The following is a 15,114-nucleotide window of genomic DNA, read 5'->3' on the forward strand; positions in this document are numbered from 1 at the left end:
GTTGGCGTGGTTTGATATTAGGCACAAGGAAGACAATATGCACATTGCAGTAGCGGGGGCAGGCATTGCCGGCCTGTCGGCAGCCTGGCTGCTGGCACGCAGCGGCCACCAGGTAACCCTGTTCGAAGCGGGTAGCTACGCCGGTGGCCATAGCAATACCGTAGACGTGACCCTGGAGGGGGTAACGGCACCAGTCGATACCGGCTTTCTGGTGCACAACGACCGCACCTATCCCAACCTGATCCGCCTGTTTGCCCTGCTCGGTGTGCCGGCGTACCACACCGACATGACGTTTTCGGTGGCGCTGGACCAGGAAAAGCTCGAATGGGCGGGTAGCGACCTGTTTACCCTGTTTGCCCAGAAGCGCAACCTGCTGCGCCCGGCGTTCTGGCACATGCTGCGCGATATCCTGCGCCTGCACCGCCAGGCCCCGGCGCTGCGCGACGAAGCCCGCGCTACCGGCGACACCCTGGGCCAGCTGCTGAACCGCCACGGTTATGGCCAACCGCTGCGCGACTGGTACTTGCTACCCATGGGCGCGGCCATCTGGTCTAGCTCCACCCGCGACATGGCGGCCTTTCCCGCCGCGACCTTCTTTGATTTCTGCCTGAACCACGGCCTGATGCAGGTGCTGGACCGCCCGCAGTGGAAAACCGTACAAGGCGGCTCGCGCGTGTACGTGCAGCGCATGCTGCAAGACCTGCCCGGCCTGCGGCTGGATAGCCCGGTGCAGCGTGTGCAGCGCGATGCCCACGGTGTCACCGTGCATAGCCGCCACGGCGAGGAGCGCTTCGACCACCTGGTACTGGCCTGCCACAGCGACCAGGCGCTGGCCCTGCTGGCCGATGCCAGCCCGGCGGAAACCGACGTGCTGTCGCGGCTGCGCTACCAGCCCAACCGCGCCGTGCTGCATACCGATGCCAGTTTCCTGCCCGAGCGCCAGCAAGCCTGGGCCGCGTGGAATTACCGCGTTGGCCGGGCAGGGGAGAGCGACACCCCGGTGATGGTGAGCTATCTGCTCAATACCCTGCAGCAGCTACCCTTCCAGCAGCCCGTGATCGTCACGCTCAACCCCTATCGCCAGCCGCAGGGCGTGTTGGCCGAGTTTGACTACGCCCACCCGGTATTCGACCGCGACGCCATTGCCGCCCAGCAGGCGCTGGCACAGATCCAGGGCCGCCAGCGCACCTGGTTTGCCGGTGCGTGGGCAGGCTATGGCTTTCATGAAGACGGCCTCAAGGCCGGTATGGCGGTGGCCCAGGGCCTGGGCGCCAGCGTGCCGTGGGACATCAGCCAGCCGGTGGCCGCGCACGCGCCGCTGCCGCAGCTGGCCGGGGCTACCCCATGAGCGTGCAGCTGTATGCCGGCCAGGTATGGCACGGCCGCCGCCAGCCGGCGCAGCACCAGTTTGCCTACCGCCATAGTTGGGTAGCGGTGAGCCTGCCCGATGGTGACGTGCCGGCACACCGCCTGGCACCCGGCGTGCGCTGGCTGCGCCGCCGCCACGGCCCGCGTGACGGTAGTGCCCTGTGGCCGTGGCTCACGCAAAGGTTGGCCGCAGCCGGCTTTCACGACGCCAGCCGTATCGAGCTGCACACCCTGCCCGGCGTGCTGGGCTATGCCTTTAACCCGGTGAGCTTTTATCTGGTATTCGACCGCGCCGCCGCGCTGCGGGCGGTATGGGTAGAAGTCAGCAATACCTTTGGCGAGCACCACGACTACTGCGTGCATCACCCGGACTGGCGCCCGATGCTGGCGCGCGAAAGCTTTACCGCGCCCAAAGCCCTGCACGTGTCGCCGTTTTTCCAGGTGGAAGGCAGCTACGGCTTTCGCTTTGCCCGCCAGGCAGATGGGCGCTTTAGCGTGCGCATTGCCTATAGCCGCGATGGCAACAGCACCGACTTTGTCGCCACCCAGCAGGGTTGGCCGCAGCCGGTGGGGGCGGCCAGGGTATGGCGGCTGGTGCTGGGCTGCGCCACGCTGACCTTTGCCGTGTGGGCGCGCATTCACTGGCAGGCGCTGCAGCTGTGGCGCAAACGAGTTCCCTTTTTTGGCAAACAAGGCGTGCCCGCCACGCCGCCAACCGATTCCCGGAGTGTGTGATGACTACCCTGAATCCTTCGCTAAACCCGCAGGCGCTACGTGCGCCATGGTACGCCCGCCCACTGCTGGCAGGCCTGAGCCGGCTACTGTACGGCCAACTATTACTGATAGGGCCGGACGGCAGCCAGCAGCGCTACAGCGGCCGCCACGCCGGGCTGGATGCTGCCCTGCATATTCACGACTGGCGCGCGCTGCGCCGCATTGCCCTGGCCGGTGACATTGGCCTGGCCGAAGCCTGGCGCGACGGCCAGGTCAGCTCGCCCGACTGGGTAGCGCTGATGCGCCTGGCGCTACAGAACGAGGCTGCAGTAGAGCAGGCCATCCACGGCAGCTGGCTGGGTAAGGTAGGCTACCTGCTGCGCCACCTGACCCGCGCCAATACGCGCAAGGGCAGCCGCCGCAATATCCACGCGCATTACGACCTGGGCAACGAGTTTTACAAGCTGTGGCTGGACCCCAGCATGAGCTACTCGTCGGCGGTGTTTGACGGTAACTACCGCCAGAGCCTGGAGTCGGCGCAGTGGGCCAAGTACGAGCGCATCCTGCAGCGGCTGGATGCCCAGCCCGGGCAGCGCATTCTGGAAATCGGCTGTGGCTGGGGCGGTTTTGCCGAATACGCCATCCGCACCCGTGGCGTACATGTTACCGGCGTGACGCTGTCTACCGAGCAGCTGGCCTGGGCGCAGCACAGGTTGGCCGCAGCAGGGCTGGCCGCGCAGGCCGACCTGCGCCTGCAGGACTACCGCGATATCGAGGGCGAGTTTGACCATATCGTGTCCATCGAGATGCTGGAGGCGGTGGGCGAGCGCTGGTGGCCGTCCTACTTCTCCACCCTGCACGCGCGGCTGAAGCCGGGCGGCAAGGCCGTGGTTCAGGTGATTACCATTGGCGACGAATACTTTGCGCGCTACCGCAGCAGTACCGACTTTATCCAGCAGTTCATCTTCCCCGGCGGCATGCTGCCTTCGCCCGGCCAGCTGGATCAGCACATTGCCAGTGCCGGCCTGCGCCTGAGCGACCGCTACACCTTTGGTGCCGATTACGCCGAAACGCTGCGCCGCTGGCTGGCAGACTTCGACGCCGTGCAGCTGCGCGTGCGCGCCCAGGGCTTTGATGAGGCTTTTGTGCGCCTGTGGCAGTTTTACTTCTTTTATTGCATTGCCGGTTTTGATGCCGGGCGTACCGATGTGTGCCAGCTGGAGATGACACGTCATGTCTAGGTGGCTGGCTACCGGCGCCTTGCTCGCCGGCTTGATGGTTACGGAGGTGGTGATGGCCCTGCCTGCAGAGCTCGCTAACCTGCGCCCGCTGGGGCAGGGCAATTTGCGCTGGTTCGGTTTCAAGCTGTACGACGCCACGCTGTATACCCAGCAAGGCCAGTCGTTTGACTGGGCGCGGCCGTTTGCGCTGTCGCTGCGCTACGCACGCGATATCCCGTCGGCCAAAATCGTCGATATCAGCCTGGAAGAAATGCAGCGCTACGGCCTGCCGGAAAACCGCCGTACCAGCTGGCGCGAGGCGCTGACAGCGGCCATTCCCGATGTGCGGCAGGGCGATGAAATCGTCGGCGCATTCGATGGCAACAGCCTGCGCTTCTGGCACAACGGCCGCCATACCCGCACGGTAGACGACCCGCTGCTGGCGCGGACTTTCTTTCGTATCTGGCTAGACCCGGCCTCGCGCGCGCCTGCGCTGCGCGAGCAGCTGCTGAACGGCCGCGGATGACGCCGCTGCAGCTGGCGCTGGCCGGCCTGGCCGCCATGCCGCTTGCCATGCTGGCCCTGCCGGTTTACCTGCATCTGCCGGCGTTGTACGCACGGGATTTTGGCATGGCGCTATCCAGCCTGGGCTTGCTGCTGTTTGTGACCCGGCTGCTGGACACCGTGCTGGACCCGCTGCTGGGGCAATGGCAAGACCGCCTGGCGCGTGGCGCGCTGCGTCTGGCGGCAGGGTTGGCCGCCATGGCTGCCGTTGCGGGCTTTGCCTGGATGTTGTGGCCCCAGCCGGGCTGGCCGCTGTGGCTGCAGCTATCTGGCGCGCTGCTGCTGGTGTACCTGGCGCATGGCTGGCTCACCATTGCCCTGCTTCGTTACGGCGCCGCGCTGTGGCCTACGCCTGCCGGGCGGGCACGTGTGGCGGCCTGGCGCGAGGGCTGGGGGCTGGCCGGTGTGCTGCTGGCGGCAGCGCTGCCGGCGTGGTGGGCCAGCAGCGTGGGCGAGCTGGCTGCCATGCAGCGCTTTGTCTGGGTGCTGTTGCCCCTGGCGGTGTTGGCCGGGTTGGCCGCAGTCTGGGCGCCACGGCCCCCCGCGCCTGCCGCGCAAGAGGCCGCCGCGGCAGCGGGGCCACCCTGGTGGCGTGATAGCGCCCTGCGTGCCGCCGGCGTGGTGCTGCTGCTGAATGCGGTGGCCATGGCCATACCGGCGACCTTGCTGAACTTTTACGTGGCCGACGTGCTGCAGGCCAGTGCACAGACGGGCGTGTTTTTGCTGGCGTACTTTGTGGCGGCGGGTGTATCGCTGCCTGGCTGGGTGTGGCTGGCCGACCGCATAGGCAAGGTGCGCGCCTGGCGCGTTGGCATGGCGCTGGCCCTGCTGGGTTTTATGCCGGTGCCGCTGTTGGCTGCTGGGGATATCGCCGGCTTTACCCTGGTGTGCGTGCTGACCGGCGTGGCGCTGGGCGCCGACCTGGCCTTTGCCAGCGCGCTGGTGGCAGACGCACTGGGGGCCCGCGTACAGCAGGCCGGCGGTGCGGTGTTCGGTGCCGTGTCCATGCTCAACAAGCTGGCGCTGGCCGTGGCTGCCGGTGTGGCGCTGCCGCTGGCGCAGTGGGCCGGCTACGCGCCCGGCCAGACAGCCGGTGGCCTGATGTGGGTGTACGCGGCATTGCCGGCATTCTTCAAATTGATGGCGTTGGGGTGGTTGCTGTACCGGCCACCAACACAAGGAGCAGCATGATGTGGAAACGATGGGCTTGGCTGGTGGCCGCGATGGCGGCACTGGCACTGGGTGGCTGCAGTACCGCCAGTATCGACGACTACCGCGGTACGCGGCCAACGTTTGACCTGAAAACCTACTTTGACGGCCCGGTCACGGCGCAAGGCACCTTCCAGGACCGCAGCGGCAAGGTGATACGCCGCTTTACCGTGCAGATGAACGCCAGCTGGCAGGGCGATACCGGCGTGCTGGACGAGCACTTTACCTACGACGACGGTGAAAAGCAGCGCCGCATCTGGACACTGAAAAAGCTGCCCGACGGCCGCTACACCGGTACCGCGGATGACGTGGTTGGCCAGGCCAGTGGCCGCACCGAAGGCTTTGCCCTGTTCTGGGATTACACCCTGCGCCTGCCGGTAGACGGCACCGTGTACGAAGTGCGCTTCGACGACTGGATGTACCAGCTGGACGAGCGCACGGTACTGAACCGCTCGGTGATGAGCAAATGGGGCATCAAGCTCGGCGAAGTCACGCTGTTCTTCCGCAAAGGGGCACAGCCGTGAGCCTGAACCCCAAGCTGCGTGATTGGCACGGCCAGCGCGTGTGGCTGGTAGGCGCCGGCCATGGCATAGGCGCGGCGCTGGCGCAGGCCTTGCAGCAGCAGGGCGCCCACGTGGCGCTGTCCGGCCGCACCGAGGCGGCGCTGCAGGCCGTGGCGGCCGGGCAAGAACGCATGCAGGTGCACGTGATGGACGCCACCGTGCCGGAAGACTGGCAGCGCGTGCGCGACGCCTTGCTGGCCAGCTGGGGGCGCATCGACCTGGTGGTGATGCTGGCGGGCGACTACACCCCGTTACGCGCCTGGGAGCTCACGCCGGAAGCCGCGCAGCGCCTGGTGAACGTGAACCTGCTGGCCAGCCTGTACGGTGTGGCGGCCAACGTGCCGCAGCTGATGGCGCAGCAGGGCGGCGGGCTGGTGCTGGTGGCCAGCGTGGCCGGCTGGGCCGGCATGAGCAATGGCCTGGTATACGGTGCCACCAAGGCGGCGGTAAACCACCTGGCACAAACGCTGTACCTGGACCTGCACCCGCACGGCATCGGCGTGTATGTGGTGAACCCCGGCTTTGTGACCACGCGGCTTACCGCGCAAAACGACTTTGCCATGCCCGCGTTGATCAGCCCGCAGCAAGCCGCCGACGAAATATTGCGCGGCCTGGCGCGCGGCGAGTTTGATATCCATTTCCCCAAGCGTTTCACGCGTGCGCTGAAGTTGGCCGCACACCTGCCCTACCGCCTGTATTTCTGGCTTGCACACAAGGTAACCGGACTATGAACCCCGCACTTGCCCGCCATCTGGACTGGTTTGCAACCCTTTCCCCCGCCACGCTGGACGAAATCGACGCGGTATACGCCGACGGCGCCAGCTTTCGCGACCCCTTTAACGCCATCAAGGGGCGCTCGCAGATCAAGGCGCTGTACGCGCGCATGTTCCGCAGCGTGGCCGAGCCGCGCTTTGTCATTGGCGAAGTCATCGGGCAGGGCGACAAGGCCTTTGTCACCTGGGACTTTACCTTTGCCATGCTGGGCAAGCCGCAGTGCATCCACGGCGGCACCCTGTTCGTGCTGGGCAGCGATGGCCGCATCGTAGACCACCGCGACTACTGGGACGCCGCCGAAGGCCTGTACGAAAAGCTGCCATTACTGGGCGGCCTGCTGCGCTGCCTGAAACGGCGCGTGGCATAATGCCCGCCTTTGTTAATGTATTGTCGCTTGCGGCCCTGTACAAATCATGAACGAACTGCCCGAAAACGACGCCACCGGCCTGCCGATTGCCGCCATTGAGCGCGAAACCGGCATCCCCAAAGACCTGCTGCGCATGTGGGAGCGCCGCTACGGCTTCCCGCAGCCTGCGCGTGACGCCGCCGGCGACCGCCTGTACTCGCAGGCCGATCTGGCGCGGCTGCGGCTGATCCGCCGCCTGCTGGACCTGGGTTTTCGCCCCGGCAAGCTGATGGTGATGAGCGATGCCCAGCTGCAGGCGCTTGCCACCGAGCACACGCCGCAGCGCCAGGTGTCCGACGTGTGCCAGGGCTTGTTGGCCGCGCTGCAAAGCCACGACGCGCAAGCCACGCGCGCCTACTTGCGCCACCGCATGCTGGAGCTGGGCCTGCGCCGCTTTGCCTGCGACTTTCTGCCCGAGGCCAACCAGCTGGTAGGCGAGTCGTGGATGCGCGGCGAGCTGCAGATTGCCGAAGAACACTTGTATTCCGAGGCGGTAAGCCGCGTGATGCGCGAAACCCTGGCGGCCATTCCGGCCGGGGCCATGTCGCCACGCGTGATGCTGACCACGCCGCCAGGCGAGCTGCACGTACTGGGCCTGCTGATGGTAGAGGCCCTGCTACGGCTGGACGGCTGCGAGGCCATCGCTTTTGGCGCGCAGATGCCGCTGCAGGACATCGCTTTTGCCGCGATGAAGCATAAGGTCGACGTGATCGTCCTGTCGTTCTCTGGCGCGTACGAAGGCAACCCGGCCAGTGCCATCGAGCTGCTGGCCAGCCAGCTGCCGGGGGGCGTTACGCTGTGGGTAGGGGGCGGCGGCTGCCGTAGCCTGCGCCAGCTACCCGCCAATGTGCGCCACTTGGCCGAGCTATCGCAGTTGGACGGGCTGGTAGCGCAGTGGCGCGCCCGGCCTGCCGGCTAGGGTTTGCAAAACCGTGACGACTTGACCATAACAAAGGGGCCAGCAATGTGGCCCCTTTTCGTTAAACCGGCCGGATGGCCTAGTCGTCCATGTCTTTCAGGTTCAGGCGGCGTTCGTTCTCCGGGTCCAGGCCCAGTTTGCCGCGAATACAGGACAGGTACACGTTCACATCCGGCCCGCCGCCGTAGCGCTGCGCCTGCCAGATCATTTCGCCCAGGCAGTCGATCACCTCGTGCTGCGTGTCGTGTTCGCTGCCGGTTTTGGCCAGCAGCTGCTGGTACAGGGTACGAATGCCGAAAGGCTGGTCGATGGACAGCTGTTCTTCCACCGCCAGGTGCATGCTCATGTGCATGAAGGGGTTGGTTTCGCCTTGCTCCGGCAGCCATTCGCGCTCGCCGTACTGCTCGGGGCGGCTGAGGATGGCGTGGTACTCGGGGTGGGCGGCGATCACGCTAGCCAGCAGCTTTTCCAGGTCGCTGAGCGGGTGGCCGGCTTGCTGTTTTTGCCAGGTATCAAAAAAGAAACGACGGGCATCCTGCCGGCTGGGTGCAAACATGATTGTTGACTGATTTGTTCGGGAAATCAGCATTATACGGAGACACACGCACCATGACCACGCTTGCCAGCTTTACGGCCAACCTGGCCGATGGCCGCCCGCAGCCCCTGGCCGATTACCTGGGCCAGGTGGTGCTGGTGGTGAATACCGCCAGTGAATGCGGCTATACCCGCCAGTACCAGGGCCTGCAGGAACTACAGGCCGCCCTGGCCGCGCGCGGCTTTACCGTACTGGCTTTCCCGTGCAACCAGTTTGGTGGGCAGGAGCCAGGCAGCGCAGACGACATCGCCGCGTTTTGCCAGACACGCTTTGGCGTGAGCTTCCCGCTGTTTGCCAAAGGCGACGTCAACGGCCCCGCCGCCAGCCTGCTGTGGCAATGGCTTACCGGCGTGGAAAGCGGCCACCCGCACCCGGTGAAATGGAACTTCACCAAGTTCCTGATCGACCGCAAAGGCCGGCTGGTCAAACGCTACGAGCCGGCGGCCGAGCCGCACGAGCTGCTGCCGGATATCGAGGCGCTGCTGGGTGGCTAGTTGCCGGTGCTGGCGTTGATAAACACCGCTAGCCTGCAGTGCTTAATGTTGGCCGAAGGGGGAGGGGGGCGGCGCTAGTGGCGTAGAAATAATTCAACCTGTCGTAAGGTCGGAAACGCTTCCGATGACCCCAGTCCAATCTAGTGCGCCCTTCGGTTTGCGGGCTTAACGCCCCTGGTTCACCAGCGCTGTAGCGCGAAACGCGGCGGATACCAATGCAGGCCATGGAAATACCGAAGGCATGGCCTGTGTTGGCCCCCGCGTTGAACGCCGAGTTAGGCGGTTGATGGATGCTTTAAGTGGTGATATGGCACGAACCTTCTAGCTGTTTTTTTCAACAATGCCAGTTTTGATTCCGTCGATGCTCAGCTGATTCTTGTCGTGCCAGTACTTCGAAATGCCTGCCTCTCCTTGCTTTGTGGCCCAATTCCGTAGCAGATCTCTATCGCCCTCGTAGGAGTACAAGGGCACAGCCATGCCACACGATGTCTGAACCATGTCCACGTGCATGTCGAAAATTTGACGCGTTCCTGGCAGCGTTTCAAATCGACCGAGGAGGTCGATCCACTCGGGGTCGATTCGGTGGATGGCTTTTGCCGTTCCATAAAGCCGAAGAATCTGTGGGGGACCTTCAAACGAGCAAAACATGATTGTCATTCTGGGGGCTAACTGAACATGCGCCGCAGTTTCGTTGCCACTCCCGGTAACGTTGAGCCAAGCTACCCGATTGCTATCAAGCACCCTGAATGAGTTCATGCCCTTTGGCGAAACATTCACACGGCCTTCAGCAGTGGCTGTTGCAACAAAGAACATTCTTTGCGCACCAATGAATGCGATGTGTTTCTCTGAGAGACGGTCATACTGTTGTGCCATGAGAAGCTCCCCAAAAGGCCTAACGTGAAATATACACATATGCATATGTATATATATTTGGTCTGCTAGTGCGCATAAAGAATGATGGTATGTGTATCGTTAATTATTTTCCAAGCATGCAAAGTAGTAGAAGCTTGAAAGCACGCAGCCAGATGGCACTGCCGCGCCACATTTACTGGAGTAGTGATGAACGGGGCTCTTAATGCGCTCGACAGCCCATAAAAAAATGCCCCGGCCGAGGCCGGGGCATTTCTATTACGGTTAACCAACCATGCGGGCTGATGAGGGGAAGCCCATCACACTATCTGTGCGCTTTTACCCCCTATAGCGGTGCAGGTTGGCCGTCTTTTTGACGCTTACCCGCGTCTTACTTGCGGGTAAAGATGATGTCCCACACGCCGTGGCCCAGGCGGATGCCGCGGGCTTCGAACTTGGTCAGCGGGCGGTAGTCCGGGCGCGGCGCGTAGGCCTCGGCGGTGTTCTGCAGGTCTGTGTTGCCGTTGAAGACTTCCAGAATCTGGATGGCGTAGTCTTCCCAGTCGGTGGCAGCGTGCAGGTAGCCACCCGGTTTCAGCTTTTTCACCAGCTTTTCTACCAGCGGGGCCTGGATCAGGCGGCGCTTGTTATGGCGCTTTTTGTGCCACGGGTCGGGGAAGAAAATATGCACGCCGTCCAGGCTGCCGTCGGCCAGCATATTGTCCAGCACTTCTACCGCGTCGTGGCGCAGCAGGCGCAGGTTGGTGAGCTGCTTTTCTTCGATCAGCTTGAACAGGTTGCCCACGCCCGGGCTGTGGACTTCTACGCCCAGGTAGTCGTGCTGCGGCATGTTGGCCGCAATCTCGGCGGTGGCGCCGCCCATGCCAAAGCCGATTTCCAGAATCTTGGGCGCGTCGCGGCCAAAGGCCTGGGCCAGGTCCAGCTGCTCGGGGCGGTATTCGATACCCCAGCGCGGCATGCCTTCGTCGATGGCGCGTTGCTGGGAAGCGGAGAGGTGGCCCTGACGCAGTACAAAGCTGCGAATGGCGCGCTTGAAGCCTGGATTTTCCATGGTGCGAACTCAAAAACTGCAAAAAGATCGCGATGTTACCGAATCTTGCGCCTGCGGGATAGCGCGGCGCGGCGTTGACTTGCCGGTGGCGGGTACTTAGGCTGCGGTCTTGCCTTGTTCAATAGGAATACGCCATGCCGAGCATGGAAAATATCACGCTGTTTACCCTGGCTGCGTTGGTGCTGGCGCTAACACCAGGGCCGGATATGTTGCTGATCGCTTCACGCAGCGCCAGTCAGGGCGTGCGTGCCGGCTTTGCCACGCTGGCCGGCATACAGGCCGGGGTGTATTGCCATGCCCTGGCTGCTGCCTTGGGCTTGTCGCAGCTGCTGCAGCGTGTGCCGCTGGCTTACGATCTGATTCGCTACCTTGGCGCGGGGTATTTGCTGTACCTGGCCTGGGGCTGCGTGCGCGGTGGCCAGCCTGCGGCGGCGATGGCGGCCAGTACAGGCTTGTCGGCGGGCACGGCTTTTCGCCAAGGGCTGTGGACCAATTTGCTCAACCCTAAAATGGCCTTGTTCGTGCTGGCACTGTTCCCGCAGTTTGTCCCGCCCACGCATGGGTCGCTGGTGATGTGGTTCCTGTTGCTGGCCACGGTGCTGAATGGGGTAGGGCTATTGGTGAATGGGGTGGTGATTGTGGCGGCCAGCCGGCTGGCGCGAGGTTTGCTGGCCGCCCCAGCCCGACGTTGGCCGCAGTATGTGCTGGGCGGCGTGTTTGCCTTGCTGGCGGGCCGGCTGTTGTGGCAATCGCGCTAGCGCTCCAGTGTGCGCAGCAGGTGGCCGACGGTAGGGTAATGCAGGCAGCCGGGTAGCTCGCGCAGCAGGCGGGCATTGCTCAGGCGGCGCGACTCGGCCATGAAGGACCACAGCCCGGGCGATACCTGCTGCTGCACCTGGGCGCGGGGCAGGCGCGGCGCGCGCGGCAGGCCCAGGGTGTCGGCCAGCTGGTCGTACCATTCGCCTACCGGCAGGGGCTGGCTGTCGCAGGCGTTGTACACGCGAATGCCGCTGCGGCGGCGCTGCAGGGCGGCGGCGCACAGGCGCGCCAGGTCGCTGGCGTGAATATGGTTGCTGATGCTGTCTTCGCTGGCGTTGATCAGCGGGGTGCCGTTTTGCAGGCGGGTCAGCGGCAGGCGCTCGGCGGCGTAGATGCCGGGTGCGCGCAGGATGGTGAGCGCGGTGCCGTGGGCGACGGCAAAGGCGCGCAGGCAGCGTTCTGCATCGACACGGCGCTGGGCGCGGGGGGAGGTTGGCCGCAGCGGGGCGGTCTCGTCCAGCCACTTGCCATCGGCATTGCCGTACACGCCGCTGGTGCTGATATAGACGATTTGCTGTGGTAGACTCCCCGTTTTTGCCAGCTGCGACAAGACCTTGCGCATTCTGGGGTCTATACGGCCTTGTTCCGGCGGCGGTGCGGTGTACAGCACGGCGTCGGCCAGGCCCGCGATACGCGACAGGCTGTTTTTGTCGTCCAGGTTGGCCAAGAGCGGCAGCGCGCCATGTGCGCGCCAGGTGGCGGCGGCTTCCGGGCGGCGTAGCAGTGCAATGACCCGCCAGTGTGGCGTAAGCAGGGGAAGGGCGCGCAAGGCGACATCGCCGCTGCCCAGTATCAACAAGGTTCGCATGCCGGCCATTTTAGCGAAGTTTAAGGGAAGAAGATGACGTGTCAGGTAAAGGTGCTTCCGAGCGGCCATTCTTTTGGCGTAGAAGCGCATGAAACCATTCTGGAAGCGGCATTGCGCCAGTCTGTCGGCCTGCCGTACGGCTGCCGCGATGGTGCCTGTGGCGCTTGCAAGGGCAAGGTTGTAGAAGGTGAAGTCGAGCACGGTGGCGCGCAGGACAAAGCGCTGTCGGCAGCCGACCGTGCCCAGGGCATGGCGCTGTTCTGCTGTGCCAAGCCCAAGGGCGACATCACCATCGAAGCGCGCGAGGTGGCGGGTGTCGGTGATATCCAGATCAAGACCTTGCCGTGCCGCGTGGAAAAGATCGAAAAAATCCACGATGTAGCCGTGCTGAAGCTGAAGCTGCCGGTGTCCGAGCGCCTGCAGTTCATGGCTGGCCAGTACATCGATATCCTGATGAAGGATGGCAAGAAGCGCAGCTTCTCCATTGCCAATGCGCCGCACGACGACGCCTTCATCGAGCTGCATATTCGCCACCAGCCTGGCGGCTCGTTCTCCGACTATGTGTTCAACACCATGAAAGAGAAAGAGATCATGCGCTTCAAGGGCCCGCTGGGCTCGTTCTTCCTGCGCGAAGATTCCGACAAACCCATCATCATGGTGGCCAGCGGTACCGGTTTTGCCCCGATCAAGGGCATTATCGAGCACGCCATCCATCAGGGCATTACCCGCCCCATCGTGTTCTACTGGGGCGCCCGCACCCCGGCCGACCTGTATATGGCCGAGATGGCCGGCCAGTGGCAGGCGCAGAACAGCCATATCACCTTTATTCCGGTGGTGTCCGACGCGCTGCCCGAGCACAACTGGCAAGGCCGTACCGGCTTTGTACACCAGGCGGTGCTGGACGATTTCGACAGCCTGGCCGGCTACCAGGTGTACGCCTGCGGCGCGCCGGTGATGGTGGAAGCCGCGCATACAGCTTTTATCGGTGAGCGCAGCTTGCCGGCGGACGAGTTCTTCTCGGATGCCTTCTTTTTGTCCAAGGATATGAGCGGTAGTAAGTAAGTTTTATTGCTATGCGCTGAATGCAACGCCCCAGCCTGCTGTAAGTAGGCTGGGGCGTTGTTTTTCGACAAATGCTTGGAGCTTGAGCCGAATATTTGCTTTATTTAATTATCAATCGGCTCATTAGCGGGTTTCATGCAAAAGCATTTGGAGACTTCATGGCACTGGACAGCGTGAACACCCACTTTCTGGCCAATCTGCAAACAGCCGGCAATACGCTGGCTGTTTGTGCCAGCCAGGATATCTATGCGGCCAACGGTATGAAGCTGGTGGCACGTGGCGCCAGTATCGATGCCCGCACCAGCGAGCAGCTCCGCATCCATCGCTTGCGCCAGCCGCTGGAAACCCAGATCCAGCTGGATACCAGCCAGCTGGTGGCCCAGCTGCGCGATGGCATGCAGCAGCTGTTGGCCGAGGACGCGCTATTGGCCGGCTGGCTGGGCAACCAGGCCAAGGCGCTGCAGCGCGAGCTGGCGGTACTGTCGCTACCGCCGCTGGCCGCCCAGGCCCTGCAGCTGATCGCCAGCCGCTTTCCCGATGTGTTCTGCCACAGCTTGCGTGTAGCCGCCCTGGCGTGGAGCCTGGCGCCGTCCCCGCGTGATGCGCAGCTGCTGCTGTGTAGTGGTTTGCTGCACGACGTGGGCTATTTGTACCTGCAACCGGCAGTCTGGCAGCAAACAGGCCCGCTGAGCGCAGACGAGTGGCGCCAGTTTGACGCCCACCCCTTGGTAGGCTTTGTCTGGGCCAGCGAGCTCAAGGCGGTGCCCGCCGATGTGGCCCAGATGATTTTGCAGCACCACGAGCGGGTAGATGGCAGTGGCTACCCGCGCCAGCTACGCGGTGATGGCGTGGGGCAGGCAGCAGAAGTGCTGGCACTGGCAGAAATGGCGGCAGGTATTTTCGAGCACGCCCGCCAGCCGGTGGGCCAGCTGCAAACCGCGCTCAAGCTGCTGCCGGGGCAATTTTCTGCTGCGGTGCGCTTGCCGGCACTGTCGCGGGCTGGCAGCCTGCCGCGCGAAGCAGGGTTGTTGCAGCCGGTGGATGCCCTGCAGTCGTCCCTGCACCAGCTGCTGATGCGCTTTGCCCGGGTGCATGAGGTGATGCAGCAGATCGAAGGCCAAACGCTAAGCGAACCGGGCTGGCAGCTGTTTGGCCACCTGGCGCTGCGGCTTAACAGCATTCAGCGTGCGTTTAACAGTGTGGGTCTGGACATGCTGAGCAAGCATGCCATGGAAGGGGAAGATACCCAGGCGATGTGGCAGGAGCTGGCCTGGGTCATGCATGAAACCAACTGGCTATCGCGCCATCTGGCGCGTGACCTGACGCGGCAGCGTTTGCACCTGCCGCTGCAAGAGGCAGAGCTGTTCGAGCCGCTGGCCGTGCTGTTTCTCGGGCTAACCAGCAAAACCGCCGCAGTGGGCTTATAGCCAGCCGGCTTGCCACAGGCTGCTGTCACCCAGCTCGCGCCACGGCAGGGTGAAGTGGCGGCGCGACAGTACCGCCTCCAGCGTCACGCGCAGCACTTTTTGCGGGTCCTCCGCGTCGTGTTCTACCTGCACCACCAGAAAATGCTTCTCGCGGTTATGCGGGGTGGTGGCGGTCCATTTGCTGCCCTGCAGCTTCTTGCTGTTTACCGGCATGGTGTGTTCCAGGTGGGTGATGGCGTAGCAGGTGGGGC

The 15,114-nt window shown here is 63.8% G+C and carries 18 protein-coding genes; 13 read left to right on the forward strand and 5 right to left on the reverse strand.

All coding sequences use genetic code 11. The features are described from left to right. Positions 1 to 37 precede the first annotated feature (37 nt). The 9 genes from FLQ44_RS13775 to FLQ44_RS13815 are packed head-to-tail and all read left to right on the forward strand — an operon-like array spanning position 38 to position 7,737. Complete coding sequence (locus FLQ44_RS13775) at positions 38 to 1,348, forward strand: NAD(P)/FAD-dependent oxidoreductase (protein WP_147694843.1); 1,311 nt, start codon at positions 38 to 40, stop codon at positions 1,346 to 1,348. Continuing rightward, positions 1,345 to 2,103 carry a DUF1365 domain-containing protein gene (locus FLQ44_RS13780; protein WP_147682956.1) on the forward strand — a complete coding sequence of 253 codons (759 nt, stop codon included), beginning with the start codon at positions 1,345 to 1,347 and terminating at the stop codon, positions 2,101 to 2,103. The genes FLQ44_RS13775 and FLQ44_RS13780 overlap by 4 nt, the downstream gene beginning before the upstream one ends. Beyond that, on the forward strand, positions 2,103 to 3,323 hold the full coding sequence (locus FLQ44_RS13785) for an SAM-dependent methyltransferase (protein ID WP_147694844.1): 1,221 nt from the start codon (positions 2,103 to 2,105) through the stop codon (positions 3,321 to 3,323). Before FLQ44_RS13780 ends, FLQ44_RS13785 begins: the two co-directional genes overlap by 1 nt. Further along, the gene (locus FLQ44_RS13790) at positions 3,316 to 3,828 is read left to right on the forward strand and encodes a chalcone isomerase family protein (RefSeq protein WP_147694845.1); all 513 of its coding nucleotides are present in this window, start codon (positions 3,316 to 3,318) and stop codon (positions 3,826 to 3,828) included. Before FLQ44_RS13785 ends, FLQ44_RS13790 begins: the two co-directional genes overlap by 8 nt. Beyond that, complete coding sequence (locus FLQ44_RS13795) at positions 3,825 to 5,057, forward strand: MFS transporter (protein ID WP_147694846.1); 1,233 nt, start codon at positions 3,825 to 3,827, stop codon at positions 5,055 to 5,057. Before FLQ44_RS13790 ends, FLQ44_RS13795 begins: the two co-directional genes overlap by 4 nt. Next, on the forward strand, positions 5,054 to 5,599 hold the full coding sequence (locus tag FLQ44_RS13800) for a DUF3833 domain-containing protein (protein WP_240801290.1): 546 nt from the start codon (positions 5,054 to 5,056) through the stop codon (positions 5,597 to 5,599). Before FLQ44_RS13795 ends, FLQ44_RS13800 begins: the two co-directional genes overlap by 4 nt. Next, positions 5,596 to 6,369 carry an SDR family NAD(P)-dependent oxidoreductase gene (locus FLQ44_RS13805; protein ID WP_147694847.1) on the forward strand — a complete coding sequence of 258 codons (774 nt, stop codon included), beginning with the start codon at positions 5,596 to 5,598 and terminating at the stop codon, positions 6,367 to 6,369. The genes FLQ44_RS13800 and FLQ44_RS13805 overlap by 4 nt, the downstream gene beginning before the upstream one ends. After that, the gene (locus tag FLQ44_RS13810; RefSeq protein ID WP_147694848.1) at positions 6,366 to 6,779 is read left to right on the forward strand and encodes a nuclear transport factor 2 family protein; all 414 of its coding nucleotides are present in this window, start codon (positions 6,366 to 6,368) and stop codon (positions 6,777 to 6,779) included. Before FLQ44_RS13805 ends, FLQ44_RS13810 begins: the two co-directional genes overlap by 4 nt. 46 nt (positions 6,780 to 6,825) lie before the next feature. Further along, positions 6,826 to 7,737 carry a MerR family transcriptional regulator gene (locus FLQ44_RS13815; RefSeq protein WP_147694849.1) on the forward strand — a complete coding sequence of 304 codons (912 nt, stop codon included), beginning with the start codon at positions 6,826 to 6,828 and terminating at the stop codon, positions 7,735 to 7,737. A gap of 79 nt (positions 7,738 to 7,816) precedes the next feature. On the opposite strand, the gene FLQ44_RS13820 is transcribed toward FLQ44_RS13815, so the two are convergent. After that, the gene (locus FLQ44_RS13820) at positions 7,817 to 8,293 is read right to left on the reverse strand and encodes a DUF1841 family protein (RefSeq protein WP_147694850.1); all 477 of its coding nucleotides are present in this window, start codon (positions 8,291 to 8,293) and stop codon (positions 7,817 to 7,819) included. A gap of 53 nt (positions 8,294 to 8,346) precedes the next feature. On the opposite strand from FLQ44_RS13820, the gene FLQ44_RS13825 reads away from it, so the two are divergent. Continuing rightward, positions 8,347 to 8,826 carry a glutathione peroxidase gene (locus FLQ44_RS13825; protein WP_147694851.1) on the forward strand — a complete coding sequence of 160 codons (480 nt, stop codon included), beginning with the start codon at positions 8,347 to 8,349 and terminating at the stop codon, positions 8,824 to 8,826. A 321-nt stretch (positions 8,827 to 9,147) separates the two neighbouring features. On the opposite strand, the gene FLQ44_RS13830 is transcribed toward FLQ44_RS13825, so the two are convergent. Together FLQ44_RS13830 and trmB are read right to left on the reverse strand one after the other, a co-directional pair. Further along, the gene (locus tag FLQ44_RS13830) at positions 9,148 to 9,699 is read right to left on the reverse strand and encodes a pyridoxamine 5'-phosphate oxidase family protein (RefSeq protein ID WP_147694852.1); all 552 of its coding nucleotides are present in this window, start codon (positions 9,697 to 9,699) and stop codon (positions 9,148 to 9,150) included. A 367-nt stretch (positions 9,700 to 10,066) separates the two neighbouring features. Beyond that, a complete protein-coding gene (gene trmB / locus FLQ44_RS13835) occupies positions 10,067 to 10,747 on the reverse strand; it encodes a tRNA (guanosine(46)-N7)-methyltransferase TrmB (RefSeq protein WP_147694853.1) in 681 nt (226 codons plus the stop codon). Positions 10,748 to 10,881: 134 nt separating this feature from the next. On the opposite strand from trmB, the gene FLQ44_RS13840 reads away from it, so the two are divergent. After that, positions 10,882 to 11,505 carry a LysE family translocator gene (locus tag FLQ44_RS13840; protein ID WP_147694854.1) on the forward strand — a complete coding sequence of 208 codons (624 nt, stop codon included), beginning with the start codon at positions 10,882 to 10,884 and terminating at the stop codon, positions 11,503 to 11,505. On the opposite strand, the gene FLQ44_RS13845 is transcribed toward FLQ44_RS13840, so the two are convergent. Continuing rightward, the gene (locus FLQ44_RS13845) at positions 11,502 to 12,374 is read right to left on the reverse strand and encodes an SDR family oxidoreductase (protein ID WP_147694855.1); all 873 of its coding nucleotides are present in this window, start codon (positions 12,372 to 12,374) and stop codon (positions 11,502 to 11,504) included. The two genes, FLQ44_RS13840 and FLQ44_RS13845, sit on opposite strands and share 4 nt — an antisense overlap. 33 nt (positions 12,375 to 12,407) lie before the next feature. On the opposite strand from FLQ44_RS13845, the gene FLQ44_RS13850 reads away from it, so the two are divergent. Then, entirely contained in the window at positions 12,408 to 13,436 is a 1,029-nt protein-coding gene (locus FLQ44_RS13850; RefSeq protein WP_147694856.1) for a CDP-6-deoxy-delta-3,4-glucoseen reductase, read from the forward strand. 158 nt (positions 13,437 to 13,594) lie between these two features. Then, a complete protein-coding gene (locus FLQ44_RS13855; protein ID WP_147694857.1) occupies positions 13,595 to 14,863 on the forward strand; it encodes an HD-GYP domain-containing protein in 1,269 nt (422 codons plus the stop codon). On the opposite strand, the gene FLQ44_RS13860 is transcribed toward FLQ44_RS13855, so the two are convergent. Beyond that, complete coding sequence (locus FLQ44_RS13860; RefSeq protein WP_147694858.1) at positions 14,858 to 15,076, reverse strand: TIGR02450 family Trp-rich protein; 219 nt, start codon at positions 15,074 to 15,076, stop codon at positions 14,858 to 14,860. The two genes, FLQ44_RS13855 and FLQ44_RS13860, sit on opposite strands and share 6 nt — an antisense overlap. Positions 15,077 to 15,114 lie beyond the last annotated feature (38 nt).

This window comes from Vogesella mureinivorans, from assembly GCF_007644035.1.
Taxonomy (GTDB): Bacteria; Pseudomonadota; Gammaproteobacteria; order Burkholderiales; family Chromobacteriaceae; genus Vogesella; species Vogesella mureinivorans.

Excerpts from the sequence above, each read along its gene's own strand:
- FLQ44_RS13775 (WP_147694843.1), top strand. The coding sequence starts at position 38 with ATGCACATTGCAGTAGCGGGGGCAGGCATTGCCGGCCTGTCGGCAGCC.
- FLQ44_RS13780 (WP_147682956.1), top strand. The coding sequence starts at position 1,345 with ATGAGCGTGCAGCTGTATGCCGGCCAGGTATGGCACGGCCGCCGCCAG.
- FLQ44_RS13785 (WP_147694844.1), top strand. The coding sequence starts at position 2,103 with ATGACTACCCTGAATCCTTCGCTAAACCCGCAGGCGCTACGTGCGCCA.
- FLQ44_RS13790 (WP_147694845.1), top strand. The coding sequence starts at position 3,316 with ATGTCTAGGTGGCTGGCTACCGGCGCCTTGCTCGCCGGCTTGATGGTT.
- FLQ44_RS13795 (WP_147694846.1), top strand. The coding sequence starts at position 3,825 with ATGACGCCGCTGCAGCTGGCGCTGGCCGGCCTGGCCGCCATGCCGCTT.
- FLQ44_RS13800 (WP_240801290.1), top strand. The coding sequence starts at position 5,054 with ATGATGTGGAAACGATGGGCTTGGCTGGTGGCCGCGATGGCGGCACTG.
- FLQ44_RS13810 (WP_147694848.1), top strand. The coding sequence starts at position 6,366 with ATGAACCCCGCACTTGCCCGCCATCTGGACTGGTTTGCAACCCTTTCC.
- FLQ44_RS13815 (WP_147694849.1), top strand. The coding sequence starts at position 6,826 with ATGAACGAACTGCCCGAAAACGACGCCACCGGCCTGCCGATTGCCGCC.
- FLQ44_RS13820 (WP_147694850.1), bottom strand. The coding sequence starts at position 8,293 with ATGTTTGCACCCAGCCGGCAGGATGCCCGTCGTTTCTTTTTTGATACC.
- FLQ44_RS13825 (WP_147694851.1), top strand. The coding sequence starts at position 8,347 with ATGACCACGCTTGCCAGCTTTACGGCCAACCTGGCCGATGGCCGCCCG.
- FLQ44_RS13830 (WP_147694852.1), bottom strand. The coding sequence starts at position 9,699 with ATGGCACAACAGTATGACCGTCTCTCAGAGAAACACATCGCATTCATT.
- trmB (WP_147694853.1), bottom strand. The coding sequence starts at position 10,747 with ATGGAAAATCCAGGCTTCAAGCGCGCCATTCGCAGCTTTGTACTGCGT.
- FLQ44_RS13840 (WP_147694854.1), top strand. The coding sequence starts at position 10,882 with ATGCCGAGCATGGAAAATATCACGCTGTTTACCCTGGCTGCGTTGGTG.
- FLQ44_RS13845 (WP_147694855.1), bottom strand. The coding sequence starts at position 12,374 with ATGCGAACCTTGTTGATACTGGGCAGCGGCGATGTCGCCTTGCGCGCC.
- FLQ44_RS13850 (WP_147694856.1), top strand. The coding sequence starts at position 12,408 with ATGACGTGTCAGGTAAAGGTGCTTCCGAGCGGCCATTCTTTTGGCGTA.
- FLQ44_RS13855 (WP_147694857.1), top strand. The coding sequence starts at position 13,595 with ATGGCACTGGACAGCGTGAACACCCACTTTCTGGCCAATCTGCAAACA.
- FLQ44_RS13860 (WP_147694858.1), bottom strand. The coding sequence starts at position 15,076 with ATGCCGGTAAACAGCAAGAAGCTGCAGGGCAGCAAATGGACCGCCACC.